The organism is Nocardia otitidiscaviarum NBRC 14405, from assembly GCF_000308635.1.
In the GTDB taxonomy this organism is placed as follows: Bacteria; Actinomycetota; Actinomycetes; order Mycobacteriales; family Mycobacteriaceae; genus Nocardia; species Nocardia otitidiscaviarum.
Genome location: NZ_BAGD01000101.1, coordinates 37,920 through 59,719 on the forward strand (window position 1 = coordinate 37,920; position 21,800 = coordinate 59,719).

A 21,800-nucleotide genomic window follows, 5' to 3' on the forward strand; every position below is an offset into this window, starting at 1 on the left:
GGTGTGTCGGTCTTGATTCCCCGGAGGGTTTCGGGCCGCGCGGATGCACGGCCAAACCCCATGGTAATGCTGTCCCGATCGTATGCGCTGAAGTGCGCGAGCGGGTGACCGGGCGGCGACCGCGGCGCTCGCCCGGGGCGGCCGCGGGGCGATTTCCCGACTTCAGCTATTACTCAGCGAATCGTTTTGGCGCAGAACCTGTTTCACCGGCCTTGGCGTAGGATGGTGAGCGTCCGTCGCGTGGGTGCGCGTGCTCGCGCACTCGAGAGGGGTTCGGCGACGGCGCAGGGGGCCGGGCATCGACGCCCGATTTCCCCAGTGATCCGGATCGCTTGCGCACAGAACCGGCACACATACCGCCGACCGGAGCGGCAGGATGAGTGCGGTCGGCAGGGAAAAGCAGGGAGTAGCGGGCAGCGTGATCACCAGACTGACGCCGCAGGACGCGTCGTTCTATCGGCTCGAATCGAGTAGTAACCCGATGCACATCGGCTCTCTCGCGATTCTGCGAAATCCCGGCTCCACCGGGAACTCCGGTAGGCGGCCGCTGGATTACGACCGGCTCGTCGAACTGGTGGAGGCCCGCCTGCCGCTGGTCCCCCGCTACCGGCGCAAGGTCCGCGAGATCCCGTTCGCGCTGGGCCGTCCGGTCTGGGTGGACGACGCCGGGTTCGACATCACCTATCACATCCGCCGCTCGGCGCTGCCGGAACCCGGGACCGACGCGCAGTTGCACGATCTGGTCGCCCGGCTGGCCTCCCATCCGCTCGACCACACCCGGCCGCTGTGGGAGATGTACCTGGTCGAGGGGTTGGCCGGGGGACGCTGCGCGGTCTTCACCAAAACGCATTCGGCACTGGTGGACGGTGACGCCGCATTGGAGATCGGGCATGTGATCCTGGACTCCTCCGCCGCGCCCCGCGAACTCGCCGACGACGCCTGGACCCCGCATCGCGAACCCGCCGACCTGGAACTGCTGATCGGCGCGATCCTGCACCTGGCCACCCAGCCGCGGGAGGCGTTCGATGTCCTCCGCCACCAGGGCGCGGAGGCGTTCGCCTTCGTCGACGCCACCGGCAAGGCCGTGAAGAAGATGGTGTCCATGGTGCGCGCCGCCGCGGTCGGCTTCGCCGACAGTCCGCTCAATACCCGGACCTCGCGCAATCGACGGTTCGAGGTGGCGCGCACCGATCTGGAGGACTACCGCAAGATCCGCCGCAGATTCGACTGCTCCATCAACGATGTGGTCCTCTCGGTGGTCACCGGCGCGCTGCGCAACTGGCTGCTCTCGCGCGGCGAGGTGCTCACCGAATCCTCGGCGTTGCGGGCCGTGGTGCCGATGAGCGTGTACTCCGAGGGACCCGACGGGCAGCTGAAACCGGCCGGTCGGGTGACCTCGCTGCTGGTGGATCTGCCGGTCGGCGAACCGAATCCGGTCATCCGGCTCTCGCACCTCAGGCACGCCACCGAGGTGCACACCAAGCATCAGCACGGCGTGCGCGCGCGGACCCTGGTGCACATGGCCGGATTCGCCCCGGCGAGCCTGCATGCTATGAGCGTGCGGGCAGCGAGTACGTTCGCAGAACACACGTTCAATCTGGTGATCACCAACGCGCCGGGTCCGCAGCGGCCGATGTACATCGGCGGCGCGCGGATGCTGGAGATGTATCCGGTATCACCATTGCTGCGCTATCAGGCGCTGAGCATCGGGATCACGTCCTACGACGGGCGCGTGTTCTACGGGCTCAATGCCGATCGCGACGCGATGGCCGATATCGCGGTGCTGACCGCGTCGGTGCACGAGTCGATGGAGGAGATGCTCGGTGCCTGCGTCCAGTGAGTCGTCCCACCGCGCCGTATCCGGGAAGCTACGGGTCTACGTACCCGTCACCGTGGCCATGCTGCGGGAGCTGGTGACCGAGCGGGAGCTGCGGGCGGTGAACGACACCGCCTTCGCGGTCACCCCAGCCCTGCGCGAGGCGTACGCCTCCGGCGATGACGAGGAGCTGGCGGAGGTCGCCATGGGCGAGGCCGCGCGCGCCTCGCTGCGACTGCTCGCCGACGACCGGGCCGCGGACGAACTGCACGGCACCGGGGACGACGGTGACGCGGCCGGCGGGTCCGGTGCCACGGACGATGCCGGTGATGTCGCGGCCCGGACGGACGACACCGGCGACTCGGCGGACACCGACGGCGGGGATGACGCCGAGGCTGTGCTGGATCCGGCGACCGCCGACGGCCCCGCCCCGACCGACGTCTCACACCGCCCGGTCTACCGCCGTGCCGTCGTCGCAGCCGATGTGGAGGGCGCGACCCTGCGCCCGGACCTCGACGACGCGGTGGTGCGGCTGAGCGGCCCCATCACCTGGAACCGCGTCGCCTCCGTGCATCTGGACCTGGTGGAGGCCGAACCCGCCGTGGCCAAGGCGGTGGATGTCATCGACGCCGCCGATATGGGCGATCCGGACGCCGAATTCGTGCTCGGCGACGCCGAGGACCACCAACTGGCCTGGTACGCCACCCAGGAACTGCCGTTCCTGCTGGACCTGCTGTAGCGCTGACGAGAGACCTCTTCCCTCGGCGGCGACGGCACCGTAACCTACGATGCCGTAACCTTGGCGGCGGAGGCGTGCGGATGCGCGCCGATTGCGCCGCGGCGGTGGCAACGAGGTCGGCCGCGGGAGAAGCACAGCGCTCGAGCAGCGCACACGATGACGAGGAAGAGCGTCCGCGATCATGGGTTTGAAAGTTGGGGGTATGCGAGGGCTGCGGGAGTGGTTGGAGGCTCCGGTCGCCGAACACGGTCCGGCGGGGCGCACCCGGATGGAGGCGCTGCGCGGGGCCGCGGCCCGCATCACCACGCCGCTGCTGCCGGACGACTACCTGCACCTGGTGAATCCGCTGTGGTCGGCGCGGGAGCTGCGCGGGCGCATCGTGGAGGTGCGCAAGGAGACCGCCGATTCGGCCACGCTGGTGATCAAGCCGGGCTGGGGTTTCGACTTCAAGTTCGAGCCGGGCCAGTACATCGGCATCGGCGTCCTGGTGAACGGCCGCTGGCACTGGCGCTCGTACTCGCTGACCTGTCCCCCGGATTGGACCGATCCGGGCCATCGGTCCAAGCGGCTCATCTCCATCGCGGTCAAGGCCATGCCGGAGGGTTTCCTCTCCAGCCACCTGGTGTCGGGCGTCCCGGTCGGCAGCGTGGTGCGGCTGGCCGCGCCGCAGGGCGGCTTCGTGCTGCCCGAGCCGCCGCCCGCCAAGGTGCTTTTCCTCACCGCGGGCTCGGGCATCACTCCGGTCATGGCCATGCTGCGCACCATGGACCGTCGCGGGGTGGTGCCGGATGTGGTGCACGTGCACTCCGCCCGCACCCCCGACGATGTGATGTTCGGCGAGGAACTGCGTGAATTGCACGAGCGGCACCCGAGTTTCACCGCCGACCTGCATTTCACCGGTGAGCACGGCAAGCTCGACCTGGCCGAGCTGGACCGGCGCGTCCCGGACTGGTGCGAACGCGACACCTGGGCCTGCGGCCCGGCCGCCATGCTGGACTCCGCCGAAAAGCACTGGGCCGCCGCCGGTATCGGGGAGCGGCTGCATGTGGAGCGCTTCGAGATCGAACGCTCGGCGGTCGGCGAGGGCGGCACCGTCACCTTCGCCAAGACCGGCCGCAGCGTGGAGATCGACGGGGCGACCAGTCTGCTTCAGGCCGGTGAGGGCGCGGGCGTGCGCATGCCGTTCGGCTGCCGCATGGGCATCTGCCAGACCTGCGTGGTGACCATTACCGATGGTCATGTCCGAGATCTGCGCAACGGCAACGAACATCGCGCCGGGGACAAGGTGCAGACCTGCATCTCCGCCGCCGCGGGCGACTGCACCCTGGATGTGTGAGCCGACGCCTGTACCCTCGATGGCAGTCGAGCACGGTGCCGGACACGGCGCGATCTGCGACGCGCGTCCCGGTTCGGGGCACTCGAATCATGGAAGGATCCGCCGGTGGCAATCACCGACATCAAAGCTTTCGCTCATCTGACCGAGGCCGATATCGAGACCCTGGGTCAGGAGCTCGACGCCATTCGCCGTGAGGTCGAACTCTCCCTCGGCGAGCGCGACGCCAAGTACATCCGCCGGACGATCGCGGCCCAGCGGGCACTGGAGGCCGCCGGGCGCGCCACGCTGTTCTTCTCCAAGAAGCGCTGGGCCTGGATCACCGGCACCGCTCTGCTCTCGGTCGCCAAGATCATCGAGAACATGGAGCTCGGGCACAACATCAGCCACGGGCAGTGGGACTGGATGAACGACCCGGAGATCCACTCCACCACCTGGGAGTGGGATATGACCGGGACGTCGGCGCAGTGGAAGGCCGCGCACAACTACTCCCACCACACCTACACCAATATCGTGGACATGGACCACGACGTGGGTTTCGGCATTCTGCGCATGACCCGCGACGAGGAGTGGCGGCCGCGCAATCTCGCCCAGCCGGTGGGGAATCTGGTGCTGGCGGCGCTGTTCGAGTGGGGTATCGCCCTGCACGATCTGTCCATTGTGAAGGAGCATCTGGGGACCGACCCCAAGCAGGTGCTGTCGGAGCCGAACAAGGAGTTCTTCAAGAAGGCGGGCCGTCAGGTCGCCAAGGACTTCGTGATCTTCCCGGCGCTCACCGGCCCGGCCTGGAAGCAGACACTCAAGGCGAATGCCACCGCGAATCTGGTGCGCAATCTCTGGGCATACGCGGTGATCTTCTGCGGCCATTTCCCGGACGGGGCCGAGAAGTTCACCCAGGAGCAGTTCGAGAACGAGACGCGGGGCGAGTGGTACCTGCGGCAGATGCTGGGCAGCGCCAATTTCGAGGCGGGTCCGGTGATGGCGTTCATGAGTGGCAATCTGAGCTTCCAGATCGAGCATCACCTGTTCCCGGACATTCCCAGCAATCGATACCACCAGGTGTCGGTGAAGGTACGCGAACTGTGCGACAAGTACGACCTGCCCTACACCACCGGTTCGCTGGGCAAGCAGTATCTGCTGGCCTTCCGGACAATTCATAAACTCGCGCTGCCGGACCGATTCCTCAAGCGCACCGCCGACGACGCGCCGGAGACCTCGTCGGAGCGCAAGTTCGCGGGCATCACGCTGCCATCACTGCCGTCGATGCCGTCGATGCCGAGTGACGAGTGGCTGGTCGAACATCACTGGCCCGTCGACCCGGTCACCGGTAAGCGTCAGGGACTGCGGTCGGCGATGGCCGAGGCCAAGGTGGCGCTGAAGGAGAAGGCGCGGCACGAGAAGGAAGTGCTGCGCGAGGCCAGGGCGGCACTGAAGGAGAAGGCGCGCCAGGAGAAGGAAGTGCTGCGCGAGAAGGCCCGCAACAGTGAGCGGGGCCGGTCGCTGTCGCGTTTCCTGCGCCGCAATTACTAACACAATCAGATATCGAAAGCAATGCGTTCTTCGACACGGTAGGGATTCATTCGTAGGCAACCTACGGGACCGTAACCTACGGTAGTGTAACCACCATGGCGATCTCGGATGTCAAGGAATACGCACATCTCACCCCCGAGGATGTCGAAGCCATCGGCGCGGAACTGGACGCGATTCGCCGCGAGATCGAATCGTCTCGTGGCGAACGCGACGCCAAGTACATCCGCAATGTGATCCGGTTGCAGCGCGGCCTCGAAATCAGCGGCCGCGCGGTGCTGTTCGCGAGCCTCTTCCCGCCCGCCTGGTTCGCGGGTGTGGCCCTGCTGTCCACGGCCAAGATCATCGAGAATATGGAGATCGGCCACAATGTGATGCACGGCCAGTGGGATTGGATGAACGATCCGGAAATCCATTCCACCAGCTGGGAATGGGACAATGTCGGCCCGGCCGAGCACTGGAAGATCACCCACAACTTCCTGCACCACAAGTACACCAACGTGCTGGGCATGGACGACGACATCGGCTACGGACTGCTGCGCGTCACCCGCGATCAGCGGTGGTCGCCGTTCTACCTGGGCCAGCCGGTGTACAACCTGCTGCTGCAGATGTTCTTCGAATACGGTGTGGCGATCCAGCATCTGGAGTTGGGCAAGGTCGCCAAGAAGAAGTGGGAGCCGGGCAGCCCCGAGCGCATCCAGTTCGAGCAGGACCGCAAACTCGTACTGAAGAAGATCGCCAAGCAGGCGGGCAAGGACTACCTGCTGTTCCCGCTGCTCACCGGCCCGGCGTTCTTCGGCACGCTCACCGCGAATCTCACCGCCAATGTGATTCGCAATGTGTGGACCAACGCGGTGATCTTCTGCGGGCACTTCCCCGACGGCGCGGAGAAGTTCACCCGCCGCGATGTGGAGACCGAGACCCAGGCCGAGTGGTACCTGCGGCAGATGCTGGGCAGCGCCAATATCTCCGGTGGACGGCTCATGCACTTCATGACCGGCAACCTGTCGCACCAGATCGAGCACCACCTCTTCCCCGACCTGCCCTCCAACCGGCTGGCGTCCATCGCCGTGCGAGTACGGGCCATGTGCGACAAGTACGACCTGCCCTACACCACCGGTTCGCTGCCGGTGCAGTACGCCAAGGCGTGGCGCACCATCATGAAGCTCTCGCTGCCCAACAAGTACCTGCGCCACACCACCGACGACGCCCCGGAGACCAAGTCGGAGAAGGCGTTCGGCGGCGCACCGGCGGTGGACCCGGCGACCGGTCGCCGCCGCGGACTGCGCACCGCCCTCGCCGAGGGTCGCCGCCGCATCACCCGCCGCAAGGAACCGACCCTGGTCGGCTGAGCAGCCGGATCGGATCCCGACGCCCCCTGCCTCATCGGCAGGGGGCGTCGCGGGGGGCTGCGGAGGTCGGGCGCGCCGCCCGGCAAACCTCCTGGTTCACTGATGGGCGTGTGTGCTGAAGGTCCGCTTGCCCCCGCCGAATATCCGAACGTCTACGACGTGATCCGCCTGCGCCGGGATGTGCGCGCGGAGTTCACCGGCGCGGTGGTCGACAACGCGACCCTGCTGCGGATTCTGGACGCCGCGCATCGCGCACCCAGCGTCGGCAATTCGATGCCGTGGGATTTCGTGGTGGTGCGCGATGGGGACACCCTGCGCACCTTCGCCGACCACGTGGCCGACAAGCGGCGGGCCTTCCACGCCTCGCTGCCCGAGGACCGCGCCCGCACCTTCGACCCGATCAAGATCGAGGGCATTGTCGAGTCCGGCACCGGCATCGTCGTCACCCACGATCAGTCGCGCGGCGGCACCCACGTGCTCGGCCGCGCGACCGTCCCGGAAACCGGCCTCTACTCCACCATTCTCGCCATCCAGAACCTGTGGCTCGCCGCCACCGCCGAGGGCGTCGGCGTGGGCTGGGTGAGCTTCTACGACACCCCGTACCTCGCGGAATTGATCGGCGTTCCCGAGGGTGTGAAGCCGGTGGCCTGGCTGTGCGTGGGGCCGGTGCGGGAATTCCAGGAGATCCCGGATCTGGAGCGATTCGGATGGCGGAACCGCCGCCCGCTCGAGGCGGCCGTGCACTGGGAGCGGTTCCCGAGCCGCGAGCAGCGGGCCTGAGCATCCAGCGGGTCAGACCCTTTCCAGCACCGCCGATGCGCCGATGCCGCCCGCCGCGCAGATGCCGAGCAGGGCGGTGGATTTGCCGGTGCGGGCCAACTCGTTGGCCATGGTGGTGACCATGCGGGCGCCGGTCGCGCCGAAGGGGTGGCCGAGGGAGACCGAGCCGCCGTGCACGTTCAGGGTGGCCGGGTCGATCGCACCGACGGCGGTGTCGCGGTCCAGGCGGGTCTTGGCCCAGTCGGTGCTGGCCAGGGCCGAGACCACGGACAGGGTCTGGGCCGCGAACGCCTCGTGGATATCCACCAGGTCGACGTCGGACAGCGACATTCCGGCCTTGTCCAGGGCGCGGGGCATGGAGATGGCCGGGCCGATGAGCACCTGATCGCGCGGGTCCACGCTGACGTAGCTCCAGGAACGGAAGGCCGCGAGGGGTTCGAAGCCGAGTTCGCGGGCCTTGTCCTCGCTCATCAGCAGCACCGCGGACGCGCCGTCGGTGAGCGGGCTGGCATTGCCGGCGGTGACGGTGCCGTCCTTCGCGAAAACCGGTGCGAGGGTGGCGAGCTTCTCGACACTGGTGCCGGGGCGGACCAGCCCGTCGCGGGTGACCGTCTTGCCCTCGGGCGTGGTCACCGACAGCACCTCGCTGTCGAAACGCCCGGAGTCGATGGCCGCGGCGGCGCGGTGGTGCGAGCGGACGGCGAACTCGTCCTGCGCGGCACGGGTGATGCCGTGGATGCGCGCCATCTTCTCGGCGGACTCCCCCATCACCTCGCCGGTGGTGCGCTCCTGGATCTTGGGGCGGCGCGGCACGATGTCGACGAACGGGGCGAGCTGCGCGACGGCCGCTAGATAGTCCTTCGGCTTGGGTTTGCCCAGGGCCAGCGGGGCGGCGGCGTGCACCACCTTCTGCGGCAGTTTGACCTCGGCATTGCTGGTGGAATCGGAGCCGCCGGCGATCATGATGTCGTACTCGCCGCGCTCGATGGCGGCCGCGGCGGAGGTGACCGCCTGTAATCCCGAGGCACAGGCGCGGGTCACCGTGTAGCCCTCGCACCCGGGGTCGAGATCCAGGTCCAACGCGATCTCCCGGGCGATGTTCGGCGCGGCGCCGGGCAGGATCACCCCACCCCACACGATGGCCTGCACGGCCGCCTTGGGCAGCCCGGTGCGCGCCAGCAGTCCGCGGACCGCGGTATCGGCCAGATCGATGGAGTCCATCCGGGTGTAATCGGAAAACGCCCTGACGAACGGCGTCCGAGCCCCGGAGACGATGACAGCACGGCGAGCACCCTTGGTAGCCATGGGATTTCCTTTCCAGCGAATCCTGTGACCACCAACTTACTGGAAAGTAAGAAGAAAGGCGATACAGCGTGTATCAGCAAGCGGCCGGGGCGCTGCGCCCCGGCCGGTAGCGGGTGGAAAACGCCGTTCTACTCAGCGAGCCGGATCAGGCCGTAGTCGAAGGCGTGGCGACGATAGACGACCGACGGTTGGTCGGACTCCTTGTCGTGGAAGAGGAAGAAGTCGTGGCCGACGAGCTCCATCTGGTAGAGGGCGTCGTCGACGGACATCGGAATCGCGGGGTGTGTCTTGGTGCGCACGATATGGCCGGGTCCCGCGTACTCCTGGCCCTCGTCGACCGCCTCGGCGGCATGATCGTGGGCCTTCGCGGCACCGTTCCCGTTCGACGAGGCGAACAGGGAATCATCGATGAGTCCGGCCGTGGCCTCCGCGACCGAGATGGGGGTCTTCTCCCCGTGATGGACGCGACGGCGGTCCTTCAATTTGCGCAATCGGCTCTCGAGTTTCGCGACGACCAACTCGAGGGCGGCATAGAAACTGTCGGCACAGGCCTCCGCCCGTACCACCGGGCCCTTGCCACGCGCGGTGATCTCCACCCGCTGGCAACTCTTGCGTTGACGACGGTTGCGTTCGTGGAACAGCTCCACGTCGAAGAGGAATATCGACGGGTCGAAGCGTTCCAAACGGGAAAGCTTGTCCGCGACGTGAATTCGGAAATGGTCGGGAACCTCGACATTGCGTCCCTTGACCACCACATCCGCCTTCATGCCCCTGGGAGCATCCTCGGGGACAGGGGCTTCCAGCACCGCAGTGTCTGCGTCTTTCACTGAAGGTCGTGAAGAAGTCGTCACGCGTACCTCCCGGATCTGGCCGCACAATCCGCTCGTGCGGCGGGATTGAAACGTGTGCCGATCGAAGACTCGCTCGGCACGTGATGTCCGAGGCGCCACCTCCAAACTCTCGGTTCGGGTGTCTGATCGCGACGCTAGTACGCCAGCGATCGTTCCGCCAGTGTTCACGCTAATTTCTGTCAGTCAAGCTCGACAGGTCACGAACACGGCTCGGACCGGCACGCCCGCATCGATCAGCGCGCGCACCGATTCGCGGGCGGTAACCCCGGTGGTCAACACGTCATCCATAAGCACTACCTCGGCATTTGCCGGAATCGGCACCGCGTGTCGGGACGGTCGGGCGGTAATGATCCGGCCGCGCAGGTTGTGCTCCCGATCGCCCGGCGACAGGCCGACCGAATCCCGCACACCCGGCCGCGTCCGCAACAGCCGCACCATCCGGCAATCCGGCAGCCAACTCGCTGCGACGAGCGCCGTGCGCACTACCGGATCGCCCCCGCGCCGACGCGCGGCGGATCGGCGACTGGGCGCGGGCACCAGCACCAGCGGCCGTGCGTGGTCGCGCAACCGGTCCAGTCCCCTGGCCACCGCCAATCCCAGCGGTTCGGCCAGCTCCCGGCGGCACTGCTCCTTGACGGCCAGTACCGCACGCCGCGCCGGACCGGCATAGGGTGCCAGCGCCCAGCAGGGCACCCCGGGATCGGCGCGGGGACGCGCCCGCACCGGTGGACCCGCCAGTGTCACGGCGCACTCCGCACACCAGCCGACCCCACCCGCGCCACATCCGCAGCACGTCCGCGGCAGCACCAGATCGAGCAGCTCCCCCATGCCCCCAGTGTCACCCGACAGGGCCTTGCTCACCGGCGTTTTCACCCCCGAACGCCACGTTTGCCCGTCTAGCGGGGTGACACCGGTCGCCGCTCCCGACACCGTAAGCAAGTTGAGTCGTGTCCCGCCCGCCCTGTCCGTCGTGGCGACCGGACCACTCCTGCCGGTCGTCGCGACCGGACCACTCCTGCCGCTCGTCGCGGGCGGGCGACTCCTGTCGGTCGTCGCGGCGGGGCGATTCAGCCGGGCAGTACCGGAATGGCGTTCGCGCCCAGGCCCGGCACCACGCGCCAATAGCGTTCGCCGCCTTCGGCACTGCTGGTGAGCTCCATGACGTCGCGGGCATCGGCCACGTACTGGCGGTCGGAGGCCGCGGCCACGACGCGGAGCGGCGGGGTGAGGTTCTGACTCGTGACCGAGTTGAGGCCGGAACCGTCGATGGGCACGCGGACGATGGGATCGACCGTGCCCTCGCGGGCGATCATTACGCTGTCCATCTCGGTGTTCTGGGTGTACCAGTCCAGCGAGACCGCGGCGGTGCTCAACTCGGGCGCGATGGGCAGCGGCGCGGTCAGCGCGTAGCGGCCCTCGGGGCGCGGCTCCACCACGGCCAGATACACCTTGCCGCCCGCGATGAGGGCGGCGCGCACACCCGACGGGGAGATGCGCAGATCGGTAATGGGCAGGCGCGGGGTGAGCGCGCCGGTGGCGCTCGCCACCGGCGCGATCAGGGCGGAGATATCCACGTCCTGCACCGACACGTTCCCGCTGGCGCGGTCGTGCACGGCCCGGATGACCCGCTCCCCGTCCACCACCGCCCACGCCGAGGTGCCGTCGGAGGTCCAGGACGGTCGGGTGATCAGGCCGCCCGTCGCCACCGGGAAGCCGGTGCCGTCATAGGTGCCGATGATCAGGGTGCGGCCCGGCTCCGGTTCGGGGCGACCGGAATCCGCGACCGCCGCGACCAACTGCCCGTCCGGCGACAGCCCCACCGACTGCAGGGTGCGGGTGGTACCGAAGAAGCCCGGCGCGGGCACGATCCCGTTGTCGGTGACCCGCACCAGCGAGCCGTCCCGCACCGCGTGCAGTCCGATGCGGTTGCGCGCGGCCTCGGACGGGCTCAGCGCTTCGACGTCCTGGCGGGTCCAGCCATTGAGGGCGTACCGCTCATCCAGGGGTTTTCCATCGGCGAGCAGCATGAACGGCCCGAAGATCTCGGCCTCCGACAGGGTGAGTACCACCTGTGCGGCCAGCAGGTCCTTGGCTCGCGCGTCCAGCCCCGCCGCGCCCGAGAAGTCGATGAGCACGCCGCCCGCGCCGACGCCCACGGCTTCCTGCTCGCCATTGGCCTTGGTGACCGGTCCGCGCAGACTGACGGGGCCGGACAGCACGTTCTTCACCGCGGGAGTGAGCGCGGGCTGCGGGCCCTCGGCGAGCAGGCCCAGCAGTTTCTGCGTGAGCTGTTCCTTGGGCGCGGCGATCCAGCGCAGGTCGGGCACCATGACCGTCCCGGCCTGATTGCTGAAGTACAGCGCGTGCCGCCGGTAGGACTTGTTGAAGGCGCTGCGCTCGATCAGGACGCCGGTGGGCAGGTCGTCGATGCGCCATTCACCGTCGATCTTGACCAGTTTGACCTTGTCCTCGAGGGTGCCGTCGGCGACCCGGTAGGAGCCGTCGGCCTCGAGTTCGCCGATCTTGCGGGTGCGGATGACGTAGGTGGCGGTGTCCTCGGTGCGGGACTCCCGCAGCGTGTCCGGCTTCTCGATGATGGTGGTGCCCTCGGCGTCGTCCCAGTTGACCGCCGCCGCCGGGGTCAGGAACTGGCGCGCCGCCTGATGCCGGTTGGCCGGATCGGCGGTGGCCTGCACGAAGTCCTGCAACAGCGCCTCGGGCTCGCGCCCGACGATGGGCGGCGCCGGTTCGGTGCTGGTCGGCTGCCGGTCGAGGGTGCCGAGCGCCTGCGGGGCCGAGGAGTCCGGCAGCTGGGCACAGCCGACCATGCCCGACAGCGAACCGACCAGCACGGCCAGCAGCCCGATTCTGCGCAATCTCATGCTTTCCCGTCCCCTGACTCGGTGAGCACGCTGTCATCGGGACCGTCCGATCCGGAACCGACCGCGCCCGGAGGCCGCGGGCGACCGGAGTCGGCACCGGCATCGCGCCCGCGGGCGCGCCGGGAGGCGGGGGCATCCGTATGCGGCTGCGCCGAATCGGCGGGCGAGGTCGACCCCCACGGGAACACGCCGCTCCCCCGGGCCGCGTCCACGTGCCCATCCGACCGGTCATCGTCCGAGCCGGGCTCAGCACCCGCCGGTTCCGTCCGGCTCCCGGCCGCATCGGACCGAGCGTCAGGTACCTCCGGTCGACTGTCCGACGAATCCGGACGCTGCTCGACCGAACCGGGATCGCTGGTCGAACCACCCGGTCCGCGCTCCGACGAAGCAGGCCGGACCCCCGGCGGATCCCGACGTGGATCGCCCGGACCAGGATCGCCGTCCAACCCGCCCGGCTCACGCTCCGACGAATCCGACTGGGCCTTCGAAGAATCCGGCTGCCGCGCGCCCGGGCTGGGCTCGCCACGCGACAGTTCCGGTCCGCTTTCCGGTGCATCCGGCCGGGTCTCGGCCGAGACCGGCTCCGTTTCCGGCGCATCCGTTCCGCTTGCGGACGAACTCACCGGGGCATCCGGTGAAATCGGATGGGTCTCGGCGTTACCGGACCGCACGCCAGGTGCATCCGGTTGGGCGGTGGGGTGTTCCGGCGGGGCCACCTGCTCCGTGCCGAGGTGGGGGAAGGAGTCGGTGCGGTAGGCGGATTCGTCGGCCACCCGGGTCATGGGGCGGGTGGGGGCGTCGGGGCCCGCGGAGACGAATCCGGCGGCCTCGGTGAGGTTTCCGACCTCCGGGGGCGGGGGCTCGGCGGGCGGGCCGCCGCGGCGCCTGGGCGGTTCCAGCGGTAGCGGGCTGGCGCCGAGCTTGCGGCCGCGCACCAGGGGCAGGGTCAGGCGGAAGCTGGCACCGACGCCGGTCTCGCCCCACGCCTCCAGCTTGCCGTCGTGCAGATTGGCGTCCTCGACGCTGATCGACAGCCCCAAACCCGTTCCGCCGGAACGCCGCACCCGCGAGGGGTCCGAGCGCCAGAAACGGTTGAAGACCATCTTCTCCTCACCGGGCCGCAGGCCGACGCCCTGATCGCGCACCACGAACGCGACCGAGTTGGCGTCGGCGTCCCCGCGCACCCGCATGAGCACCGGTTTGCCCTCGCTGTGGTCGATGGCATTGGCCAGCAGATTGCGCAGTACGCGTTCCACACGGCGCGGATCCACCTCGGCGACAAGCGGTTCCTCGGGCATGTCCACCACGAGCTCGACGCCGGTCTCCTTGGCCAGATGCCGCACCGTGGACACCGCCGCCCGCGCGCACATCCGCACATCCAGCGATTCCACCTGGAGTTCGGCCACACCCGCGTCGTGGCGGCTGATCTCGAGCAGATCGTTGAGCAGTCCCTCGAAGCGGTCGAGTTCGTTGACGAGCAGTTCGGCCGAGCGGGCCAGCGCCGGATCGAGGTCGTCGCTGGAGCCGTGGATGAGGTCGGCGGCCATGCGCACCGTGGTGAGCGGGGTGCGCAGCTCGTGGCTGACGTCGGAGGTGAAGCGGCGCTGGAGGTTTCCGAACTCCTCGAGTTGCGTGATCTGGTTGGAGAGGCTTTCCGCCATCTCGTTGAAGGCCATGGCCAGGCGCGCCATATCGTCCTCGCCCCGCACGAGCATGCGCTCCTTGAGGCGGCCGTCGGCGAAGCGGCTGGCGATGCGCGCGGCGGATCGAATGGGCAGCACCACCTGTCGCGTCACCAGCGCGGTGATGGCGGCCAGCAGCACGAGTAGCACCACGCCGCCGATGAGCATGGTGCCGCGCATCAGCGACAGGCTGCGTTCCTCGCTGCTGAGCGGGAAGACGAGATAGATTTCGAGCGAATCGATCTCGGCGGAGGGACTGCCGATGATGAGCGCCGAGCCGCGGCGGCCCTCCGAGTCGGTGATGGTCGCGAACTGGTAGCTCACCTGATTCGATTGCACGAAATGCCGGAGTTCCGGCGGGATCTCCTGAATCGGCCCCGCGGTGAGTTCGCGGTGATTGTCGCCGTACATGGCGAGCGCGGAATCGTAACTGCCCGCCGCGCCGCCACTTCCGCCGCTGGTACTGCTCCCCGCGGACAAGGCGCGGCGGGCATCGTCCAGCCGCACCAGCGGGGTACTCGAATCATGCACACCCGAGAGGGTGGACTGCACCGTATTGCGGGCGCGACTCATCTCCTCGACGGCCGCGTTGATCTTCGCGTCCAGCAGTCTGTCGGTGATCTGGGAGGTGAGCACGACGCCCAAGATCGTGATCACGATCAGCGACAGGGTGAGTGTGGACACGACGACGCGCAATTGCAGCGAACGCCGCCAGATGTGGCCCAGTTGCTCTCCGAGATTGCGAAACCAGGCCACCACCGCTGCCAGCCACCGCTCGACGCGGTTTCTGGAGCCAGCGATCACGGCGGTCCGGCCTTGTAACCCACGCCTCGTACGGTGAGCACGATCTCAGGGTTCTCGGGATCCTTCTCCACCTTGGCGCGCAACCGCTGCACGTGCACATTGACCAGGCGGGTATCGGCGGCGTGCCGGTAGCCCCAGACCTGTTCCAGGAGCACTTCACGGGTGAACACCTGACGCGGCTTGCGGGCCAGCGCCACCAGCAGATCGAATTCCAAGGGAGTCAGCGAGATCTGCTGTCCGCCGCGGGTCACCTTGTGCGCGGGCACGTCGATGACGATATCGGCGATGGAGAGCAGTTCCTGCGGCTCTTCCTCGGTGCGGCGCAGGCGGGCCCGCACCCGAGCGACCAGTTCTTTGGGCTTGAACGGCTTGACGATGTAATCGTCAGCCCCCGACTCCAAACCCAGGACGACGTCGACCGTATCGGTCTTCGCCGTCAGCATCACGATGGGCACGCCCGAATCCGCGCGCAGCACCCGGCACACGTCGATGCCGTTCATGCCGGGCAGCATGAGATCCAGCAACACCAGATCCGGACGTAATTCCCGGACCGCGGTGAGCGCCTGCGTACCGTCGCCCACGACATGGGGATCGAACCCCTCGCCGCGCAAGACGATCGTGAGCATCTCGGCGAGCGCCATATCGTCGTCGACGACCAGAATCTTCGGCTTCATAAGTACTATGTTGTCACCCTTCCGGCTCTGTTCGGGTCGCCTCGCCGACAGTCGTGATTACTCCGGCGCACATCCAACCCTATCCAGCAACAATTTCCGCGAGACGCGCGGCAAGCGTTGCCGGATCGTCACCGCTCCGATGCACCCACCATGGTCCGCGCCACTGCGTTTCGGCGAGTTCGGAATAGACCTTAGCGGTGCGACGCTGTAGTCCACCGTCTTTTTCGTAGGCGTCCAGCGCCCGCGCCGTGTCCGCTTCGCCGCGTTTGCGCGCGCGTTCCTCGGCCACCTCGGTCGGCACCGACAGCAGGACCTGCAGATCCGGGACCGGAAGTTCGAAACGGCCGAACTCCAAATCCTCGATCCAGCGGGCGATTTCACCGCGGGAATCCTGTTCCCGCCGGGCGGCCGAATAGGCCACATTGGAGGCGACGTAGCGGTCGAGCAGCACGATATCGTTGTCGACCAACAGCTTCGACAATTCGTCGCGGGCATCGGCCCGGTCGAGGGCGAACAGCAGCGCCATGGCGTGTACGGAGGCGGCGACGTCGCCGTGGCCACCACGCAGCGACTCGGCCGCGAGGTCGGCGTGCACGCTGCGGCCGTAGCGCGGAAAGGCCAGGGTGGCCACCCGCAGACCACGCGCCCGCAGCGCGGACACGACGGCATCGGTGAGCGTGCGCTTGCCCGCGCCGTCCAGACCCTCCACCGCAACCAACGCTCCCATGGCCGCGAGAGTACCGAATGCCGGCGACAACGGTGCGAGTGACCGGACAATTCACCGCCGCGACCACTCGAAATAGCCACGTGATTGCTACCATCCCCGGTCATGACCTCCCTCCACGCCAGGTCCACGACGACACGGACGGTCGCCGCCCTCGGCGTCGCGGTGGCCGCCCTAGCGCTGACCGCCTGCGGTTCCGACGACCCCGACCCCACCGCGCCGACCACCTCCGCGGCGAGCGCCGCGGCGGACCCGAATCGCCCCTTCGATCTACAGGCGCATCGCGGCGGCCGCGGGCTGACCATCGAGGAGTCGCTGCCCGGCTTCGCCAAGGCCATCGAATTGGGCGTCAGCACACTGGAACTCGATATCGTGCTCACCCGGGACAAGGTGCCGCTCATCTGGCACGACCCCGAGATCGAGGACGAGAAGTGCTCCGACACCGCCCCCGCCACCCCGGACGACCCGCAGTACCCGTACGTCGACAAGCTGGTGCACGACCTCACCTACACCCAGATCCAGACCCTGGACTGCGGTAAGCGGCTGGCGGACTTCCCCACCGCCCAGGAGCTGCCGGGCAATCGCATCGCCACCCTGCCCGAGCTGTTCGACCTGGTGAAAACCTATCCGGGCGCGTTCGAGGGGCTGCGCTACAACATCGAGACCAAGATCGAGGCGGAGGACCGCGACGAATCGGCCACCCCCGAGGAATTCGTCGACGTCATCCTGGCCGCCGTGGACGCGGCGGGCGCGACCGACAAGGTGGAGATCCAGAGCTTCGACTGGCGCAGCCTGCCGCTGGTGAAGGCGAAGAACCCGGCCGTGCCCACCGTCGCCCTGTACGACGACTCCACGTTCACGGCGGGCAGCGCGTGGCTGGGGCCGATCCGCTACGAGGACTACCGCGACGATCCGCTGGCCGCCGTCAAGGCCCTCGGCGCGGATATCGCCTCCCCCAGTTACGTCAACCCCTGGGACAGCGACGCGAAGCTCGGTGACGCCGGTTTCACCCTCGTCACCGACAGCGCGTACGTCCGCCGGGCACACGAGCTGGGCCTGCGGGTGGTCCCCTGGACGGTCAACGACAAGGCGACCTTGGCGGCGGTGATCGACCAGGGCGTCGACGGCGTCATCACCGACTACCCCGACCGGGCGCGCGAGGTGATGCGGGAGAAGGGCATGCCGCTGCCCGCGAGCTACACCCGGTAGCACCGGCCTTCGCGGGCGGCCCGAAAACCCGATTCGGCCGGTCATCGATCGATGACCGGCCGAATCGTCGTTCTACCCCGGGTGTCTCACGCCGTGGCGCGAATCCCGCCGCGGCTCAGTACCGGTAGTGCTCCGGCTTGAACGGGCCCTCCACGTCCACGCCGATGTACTCGGCCTGGTCCTTGGTGAGCTTGGTCAGGGTGCCGCCGAGGGCCTCGACGTGGATCTTGGCGACCTTCTCGTCGAGCACCTTGGGCAGGCGGTAGACCTCGTTGTCGTACTCCTCCGGCTTGGTCCACAGCTCGATCTGCGCGATGACCTGGTTGGAGAAGCTGTTCGACATGACGAACGAGGGGTGGCCGGTGGCATTGCCCAGGTTGAGCAGACGACCCTCGGACAGCACGATGATGGACTTGCCCGAATCCGGGAAGGTCCACAGGTCGACCTGCGGCTTGATATTGAGCCGGGTCGCGCCGGAGCGCTCCAGGGCGGCCATGTCGATCTCGTTGTCGAAGTGGCCGATATTGCCCAGGATGGCCTGGTCCTTCATCGCCTTCATGTGATCGAGCAGGATGATGTCCTTGTTGCCCGTGGAGGTGATGACGATATCGGCCGCGCCGATGGCCTGCTCCACGGTGACCACGTCGAAGCCGTCCATCAGCGCCTGCAGCGCGTTGATCGGGTCGATCTCGGTGACCTGCACGCGCGCGCCCTGACCGGCCATGGACTCCGCACAGCCCTTGCCGACATCGCCGTAACCGCAGATCAGCACCTTCTTGCCGCCGATGAGCACATCGGTGCCGCGGTTGATGCCGTCGATGAGCGAGTGGCGGGTGCCGTACTTGTTGTCGAACTTGGACTTGGTGACCGAGTCGTTGACATTGATGGCCGGGAAGGACAGCTCACCGGCGGCGGCGAACTGGTACAGCCGCAGCACACCGGTGGTGGTCTCCTCGGTGACGCCCTTGACCGACTCGGCGATCGCGGTCCACTTGCCCTTGTCGGTCTCGAACCGCTCCCGCAGCAGATTCAAGAACACGGTGTACTCGGCGGAGTGGTTCTCATCGGCGGGCGGGACCACACCGGCCTTCTCGAACTGCGCGCCGCGCAGCACCAGCATGGTGGCGTCGCCGCCGTCGTCGAGGATCATGTTGGCGGGCTCATCGGGCCAGGTGAGCATCTGCTCGGCGGCCCACCAGTACTCCTCCAGGGTCTCGCCCTTCCAGGCGAAGACCGGGGTGCCCTTGGGCTCGTCCACGGTGCCGTGCGGGCCGACCACCACGGCCGCGGCGGCATGGTCCTGGGTGGAGAAGATGTTGCAGGACGCCCAGCGCACCTGAGCGCCCAAATCGACCAGCGTCTCGATCAGCACCGCGGTCTGCACGGTCATGTGCAGCGAACCGGAGATCCGCGCACCCCGCAGCGGCTGCACGTCAGCGTACTCGCGACGCAGCGCCATCAGGCCCGGCATCTCGTGCTCGGCCAGGCGAATCTCCTTGCGGCCGAACTCGGCCAGTGACAGGTCCGCCACCTTGTAATCGATCCCGTTGCGGACATCGGGGGTCATCATGCTGGACACTGCGGTCGTCATCTGCCTCTCCTGGTCGGCTGCTTCCCAGGCAAGGCTAGTCCAACTCACGAGGCTTTCCCGGGCTGCGCCCCGGAAACCCCCTACCGGGGGTCGATGAGATCGGTCTCGGGGCTGCCGCCCCGGACCCCGGCGGGAGACGGGCGGGGTCCGTGCTGCCGGGCAGAGGCGGCGAACTCGCCTGGCCGCCGCGGGTGCCCGGCGGATCGGACCGGCCGAGGCAGGGACCTGCGGGGCGGTTGGTGGGTTTCCGGGGCGGGCATGGGTAGATTTGCGGGCGGCATGATCGATTGGCCGGGACGTAAGGGGCCGCCGGTGGCACAGCAACTGCCGTTCGATTCGCTGTATCGGCACGGGTTCGCGCGGGTGGCGGTGGCCGTACCGCGGGTGCGGGTGGCCGATCCGGCCTACAACGCCGAGCAGACGCTGGGGCTGGCGCGGCAGGCGGCCGAGCGCGGGGCGGTGCTGACCGTGTTCCCGGAGTTGGGGTTGTCGAGCTATACCGCCGACGATCTGTTCCATCAGGACGCGCTCGACGACGCGGTGGGGGCGGCGCTGGCGCGCATCGTGGCCGAGAGCGTGGATATCGCCACGGTGCTGGTGGTGGGTGCGCCGGTGCGGACACAGGGGCGACTGTTCAACTGCGGCATCGTGATCCAGGCCGGGCGGGTACTGGGCGCCGCGCCCAAGAGCTATCTGCCGAACTACCGGGAGTTCTACGAGAAACGGCAGTACGCGGCGGCACGGGAATCGCTCGACGATCACATCACCATTGCCGGACAACGGGTTCCGTTCGGTGACGACCTGCTGTTCCAGGCCGCGAACGTGCCCGGCTTCGTCGCCCACCTGGAGATCTGCGAGGACGGCTGGGTGCCGTTGCCGCCCAGCGGATTCGCCGCGCTGGCGGGGGCGACGGTGCTGGTGAACCTGTCCGCCAGCAATATCGTCATCGGCAAGGCCGATTACCGCCGCGAGCTGTGCACCTCGCATTCCGCGCGCTATATGGCCGCCTACCTGTATTCGGCCGCCGGCCACGGAGAGTCGACCACCGATATGGCGTGGGACGGGCAGGCCCTCATCTGCGAGAACGGCAATCTGCTGGCCGAGGGCGAACGGTTCGCCGCACAGCCCCAGCTGGTGACGGCCGATATCGACCTGCACCGGCTGGCCGCCGACCGGCTGCGCATGACCAGCTTCGCCGACAACGTGCACGACCACCGCGACCGGCTGCGCCGCTTCCGGCGTATCGAACTCGGCCTGCCGGTGCCCGCGGGCGCGGTGCCGCTGCGCCGGGAGATCCCGCGCTTCCCCTACGTTCCGGCCGATCCGGCCAGCCGCAACGAGCGCTGCGCCGAAGTGCACCACATCCAGGTCGAGGGCCTGAGCACGCGCATGGCGGCCACCGGCTCGCAGCGGGTCGTCATCGGGGTGTCGGGCGGTCTGGACTCCACCGTGGCGCTGATCGTCGCCGCCAAGACCATGGACCGGCTGGGACTGCCGCGCTCGAATGTGCTGGCCTACACCATGCCCGGCTTCGGCACCAGCACCCGCACTCTGGAGGACGCGCGCCGGCTGATGCGCGCGGTGGGGGCGACGGCGCACGAGATCGACATCCGGCCGTCGTCCACCCAGATGCTGCGGGATCTCGGGCACCCGGCCGCCGAGGGTGTGCCGCAGTACGACGTCACCTACGAGAACGTGCAGGCCGGGGACCGCACCTCTCATCTGTTCCGGCTGGCCAATATGCACCGGGCGCTGGTCGTCGGCACCGGCGATCTGAGCGAACTGGCCCTCGGCTGGTGCACCTTCGGCGTGGGTGATCACATGGCGCACTACAGCGTGAACGCGTCGGTGCCCAAGACGCTGGTGAAATTCCTGGTGGCGTGGACCATCGACACCGACGGTCTGGGGGCGGAGGCCAGCGAGGTGCTGAAATCCATTCTGGCGACCGAGATCTCACCGGAGCTCATTCCCGGCGACAGCGACGCGCCCGCGCAGAGCTCCGAGGCCACCGTGGGGCCCTACGAACTCCAGGACTTCCACCTCTACCATCTGCTGCGCTTCGGTGACCGGCCCAGCCGCATCGCCTACCTGGCACGGCACGCGTGGGGGGATCGCACCCGAGGGCGCTGGCCCGACCTGATCCCGGCCGACCAGCGCAACGAGTACGACCTCGCCACCATCAAGCACTGGCTGGGCGAATTCCTGCACCGCTTCGTGCAGACCAGCCAGTTCAAGCGCTCCACCCTGCCGAACGCGCCCAAGGTCGGATCGGGTGGGTCGCTCTCCCCGCGCGGGGACTGGCGGGCGCCGAGCGACGCCTCGGCCGCCGCGTGGCTGGACGAACTGCACCGCAACGTGCCGGACCGCTGAGGGGTGCACGTCGCGGTTCGGTCAGGCCGCGGTGGTGACTCCGTAGCGGGTCAGTAGTCGGGTGCGTTTGCGGGGGTGGAGGTTGGCTTGGCTGACGTCGCCGCCGTAGTGGGCCAGCAGGCGCGGGTCCATGACGAGTCGCCACAGCGGGGGGATGAGGG

15 protein-coding genes and 2 pseudogenes are annotated in these 21,800 nt (G+C 68.2%); 8 read left to right on the forward strand and 9 right to left on the reverse strand.

Going from position 1 to position 21,800, the window contains the following annotated elements; translation table 11 throughout:
• Positions 1-418 precede the first annotated feature (418 nt).
• From ON31_RS22870 to bluB, 6 genes are all read left to right on the forward strand, one after another.
• A complete protein-coding gene (locus tag ON31_RS22870; RefSeq protein ID WP_039816680.1) occupies positions 419-1,840 on the forward strand; it encodes a WS/DGAT/MGAT family O-acyltransferase in 1,422 nt (473 codons plus the stop codon).
• Positions 1,824-2,555 carry a DUF6912 family protein gene (locus ON31_RS22875; protein ID WP_255222218.1) on the forward strand — a complete coding sequence of 244 codons (732 nt, stop codon included), beginning with the start codon at positions 1,824-1,826 and terminating at the stop codon, positions 2,553-2,555. Before ON31_RS22870 ends, ON31_RS22875 begins: the two co-directional genes overlap by 17 nt.
• A gap of 202 nt (positions 2,556-2,757) precedes the next feature.
• The gene (locus ON31_RS22880; RefSeq protein ID WP_039816683.1) at positions 2,758-3,891 is read left to right on the forward strand and encodes a ferredoxin reductase; all 1,134 of its coding nucleotides are present in this window, start codon (positions 2,758-2,760) and stop codon (positions 3,889-3,891) included.
• Between the two features lie 105 nt (positions 3,892-3,996).
• Positions 3,997-5,418, forward strand: coding sequence for a fatty acid desaturase family protein (locus ON31_RS22885; protein ID WP_039816685.1), 1,422 nt, complete (start codon positions 3,997-3,999; stop codon positions 5,416-5,418).
• Positions 5,419-5,513: 95 nt separating this feature from the next.
• The gene (locus ON31_RS22890; RefSeq protein ID WP_039816687.1) at positions 5,514-6,767 is read left to right on the forward strand and encodes a fatty acid desaturase family protein; all 1,254 of its coding nucleotides are present in this window, start codon (positions 5,514-5,516) and stop codon (positions 6,765-6,767) included.
• A gap of 108 nt (positions 6,768-6,875) precedes the next feature.
• The gene (gene bluB / locus ON31_RS22895) at positions 6,876-7,547 is read left to right on the forward strand and encodes a 5,6-dimethylbenzimidazole synthase (RefSeq protein ID WP_255222220.1); all 672 of its coding nucleotides are present in this window, start codon (positions 6,876-6,878) and stop codon (positions 7,545-7,547) included.
• A 12-nt stretch (positions 7,548-7,559) separates the two neighbouring features.
• Here bluB and ON31_RS22900 read toward each other — a convergent pair whose 3' ends face one another.
• From ON31_RS22900 to ON31_RS22930, 7 genes and pseudogenes are all read right to left on the reverse strand, one after another.
• Complete coding sequence (locus ON31_RS22900; protein WP_039816691.1) at positions 7,560-8,852, reverse strand: acetyl-CoA C-acyltransferase; 1,293 nt, start codon at positions 8,850-8,852, stop codon at positions 7,560-7,562.
• Between the two features lie 128 nt (positions 8,853-8,980).
• Positions 8,981-9,619, reverse strand: a complete 639-nt coding sequence (gene hpf, locus ON31_RS22905; protein WP_085996472.1) for a ribosome hibernation-promoting factor, HPF/YfiA family — start codon at positions 9,617-9,619, stop codon at positions 8,981-8,983.
• Positions 9,620-9,886: 267 nt separating this feature from the next.
• On the reverse strand, positions 9,887-10,531 hold the full coding sequence (locus ON31_RS22910; RefSeq protein ID WP_039816694.1) for a ComF family protein: 645 nt from the start codon (positions 10,529-10,531) through the stop codon (positions 9,887-9,889).
• Positions 10,532-10,770: 239 nt separating this feature from the next.
• Complete coding sequence (gene lpqB, locus ON31_RS22915) at positions 10,771-12,585, reverse strand: MtrAB system accessory lipoprotein LpqB (protein ID WP_039816696.1); 1,815 nt, start codon at positions 12,583-12,585, stop codon at positions 10,771-10,773.
• Positions 12,586-13,475: 890 nt separating this feature from the next.
• Positions 13,476-15,071, reverse strand: a pseudogene (gene mtrB / locus ON31_RS22920) (MtrAB system histidine kinase MtrB); the annotation flags it as partial.
• A complete protein-coding gene (gene mtrA, locus ON31_RS22925) occupies positions 15,068-15,745 on the reverse strand; it encodes an MtrAB system response regulator MtrA (protein ID WP_029931579.1) in 678 nt (225 codons plus the stop codon). The pseudogene mtrB and the gene mtrA, both read right to left, overlap by 4 nt.
• A 79-nt stretch (positions 15,746-15,824) precedes the next feature.
• Positions 15,825-16,472: a dTMP kinase gene (locus ON31_RS22930; protein WP_039816698.1), complete on the reverse strand. Its 648-nt coding sequence runs from the start codon at positions 16,470-16,472 to the stop codon at positions 15,825-15,827.
• Between the two features lie 102 nt (positions 16,473-16,574).
• Between ON31_RS22930 and ON31_RS22935 the strand changes: the two genes are divergently transcribed.
• A complete protein-coding gene (locus ON31_RS22935; RefSeq protein ID WP_039816700.1) occupies positions 16,575-17,678 on the forward strand; it encodes a glycerophosphodiester phosphodiesterase in 1,104 nt (367 codons plus the stop codon).
• Between the two features lie 115 nt (positions 17,679-17,793).
• Here the strand turns inward: ON31_RS22935 and ahcY are convergent, their stop codons facing one another.
• Positions 17,794-19,269 (reverse strand): adenosylhomocysteinase, encoded by a 1,476-nt coding sequence (ahcY, locus tag ON31_RS22940; protein ID WP_039816702.1) that lies wholly within the window; start codon positions 19,267-19,269, stop codon positions 17,794-17,796.
• A 279-nt stretch (positions 19,270-19,548) separates the two neighbouring features.
• On the opposite strand from ahcY, the gene ON31_RS22945 reads away from it, so the two are divergent.
• Positions 19,549-21,639, forward strand: a complete 2,091-nt coding sequence (locus ON31_RS22945; RefSeq protein ID WP_051037631.1) for an NAD(+) synthase — start codon at positions 19,549-19,551, stop codon at positions 21,637-21,639.
• A 21-nt stretch (positions 21,640-21,660) separates the two neighbouring features.
• Here the strand turns inward: ON31_RS22945 and ON31_RS38685 are convergent.
• Positions 21,661-21,800, reverse strand: a pseudogene (locus ON31_RS38685) (alkane 1-monooxygenase); the annotation flags it as partial.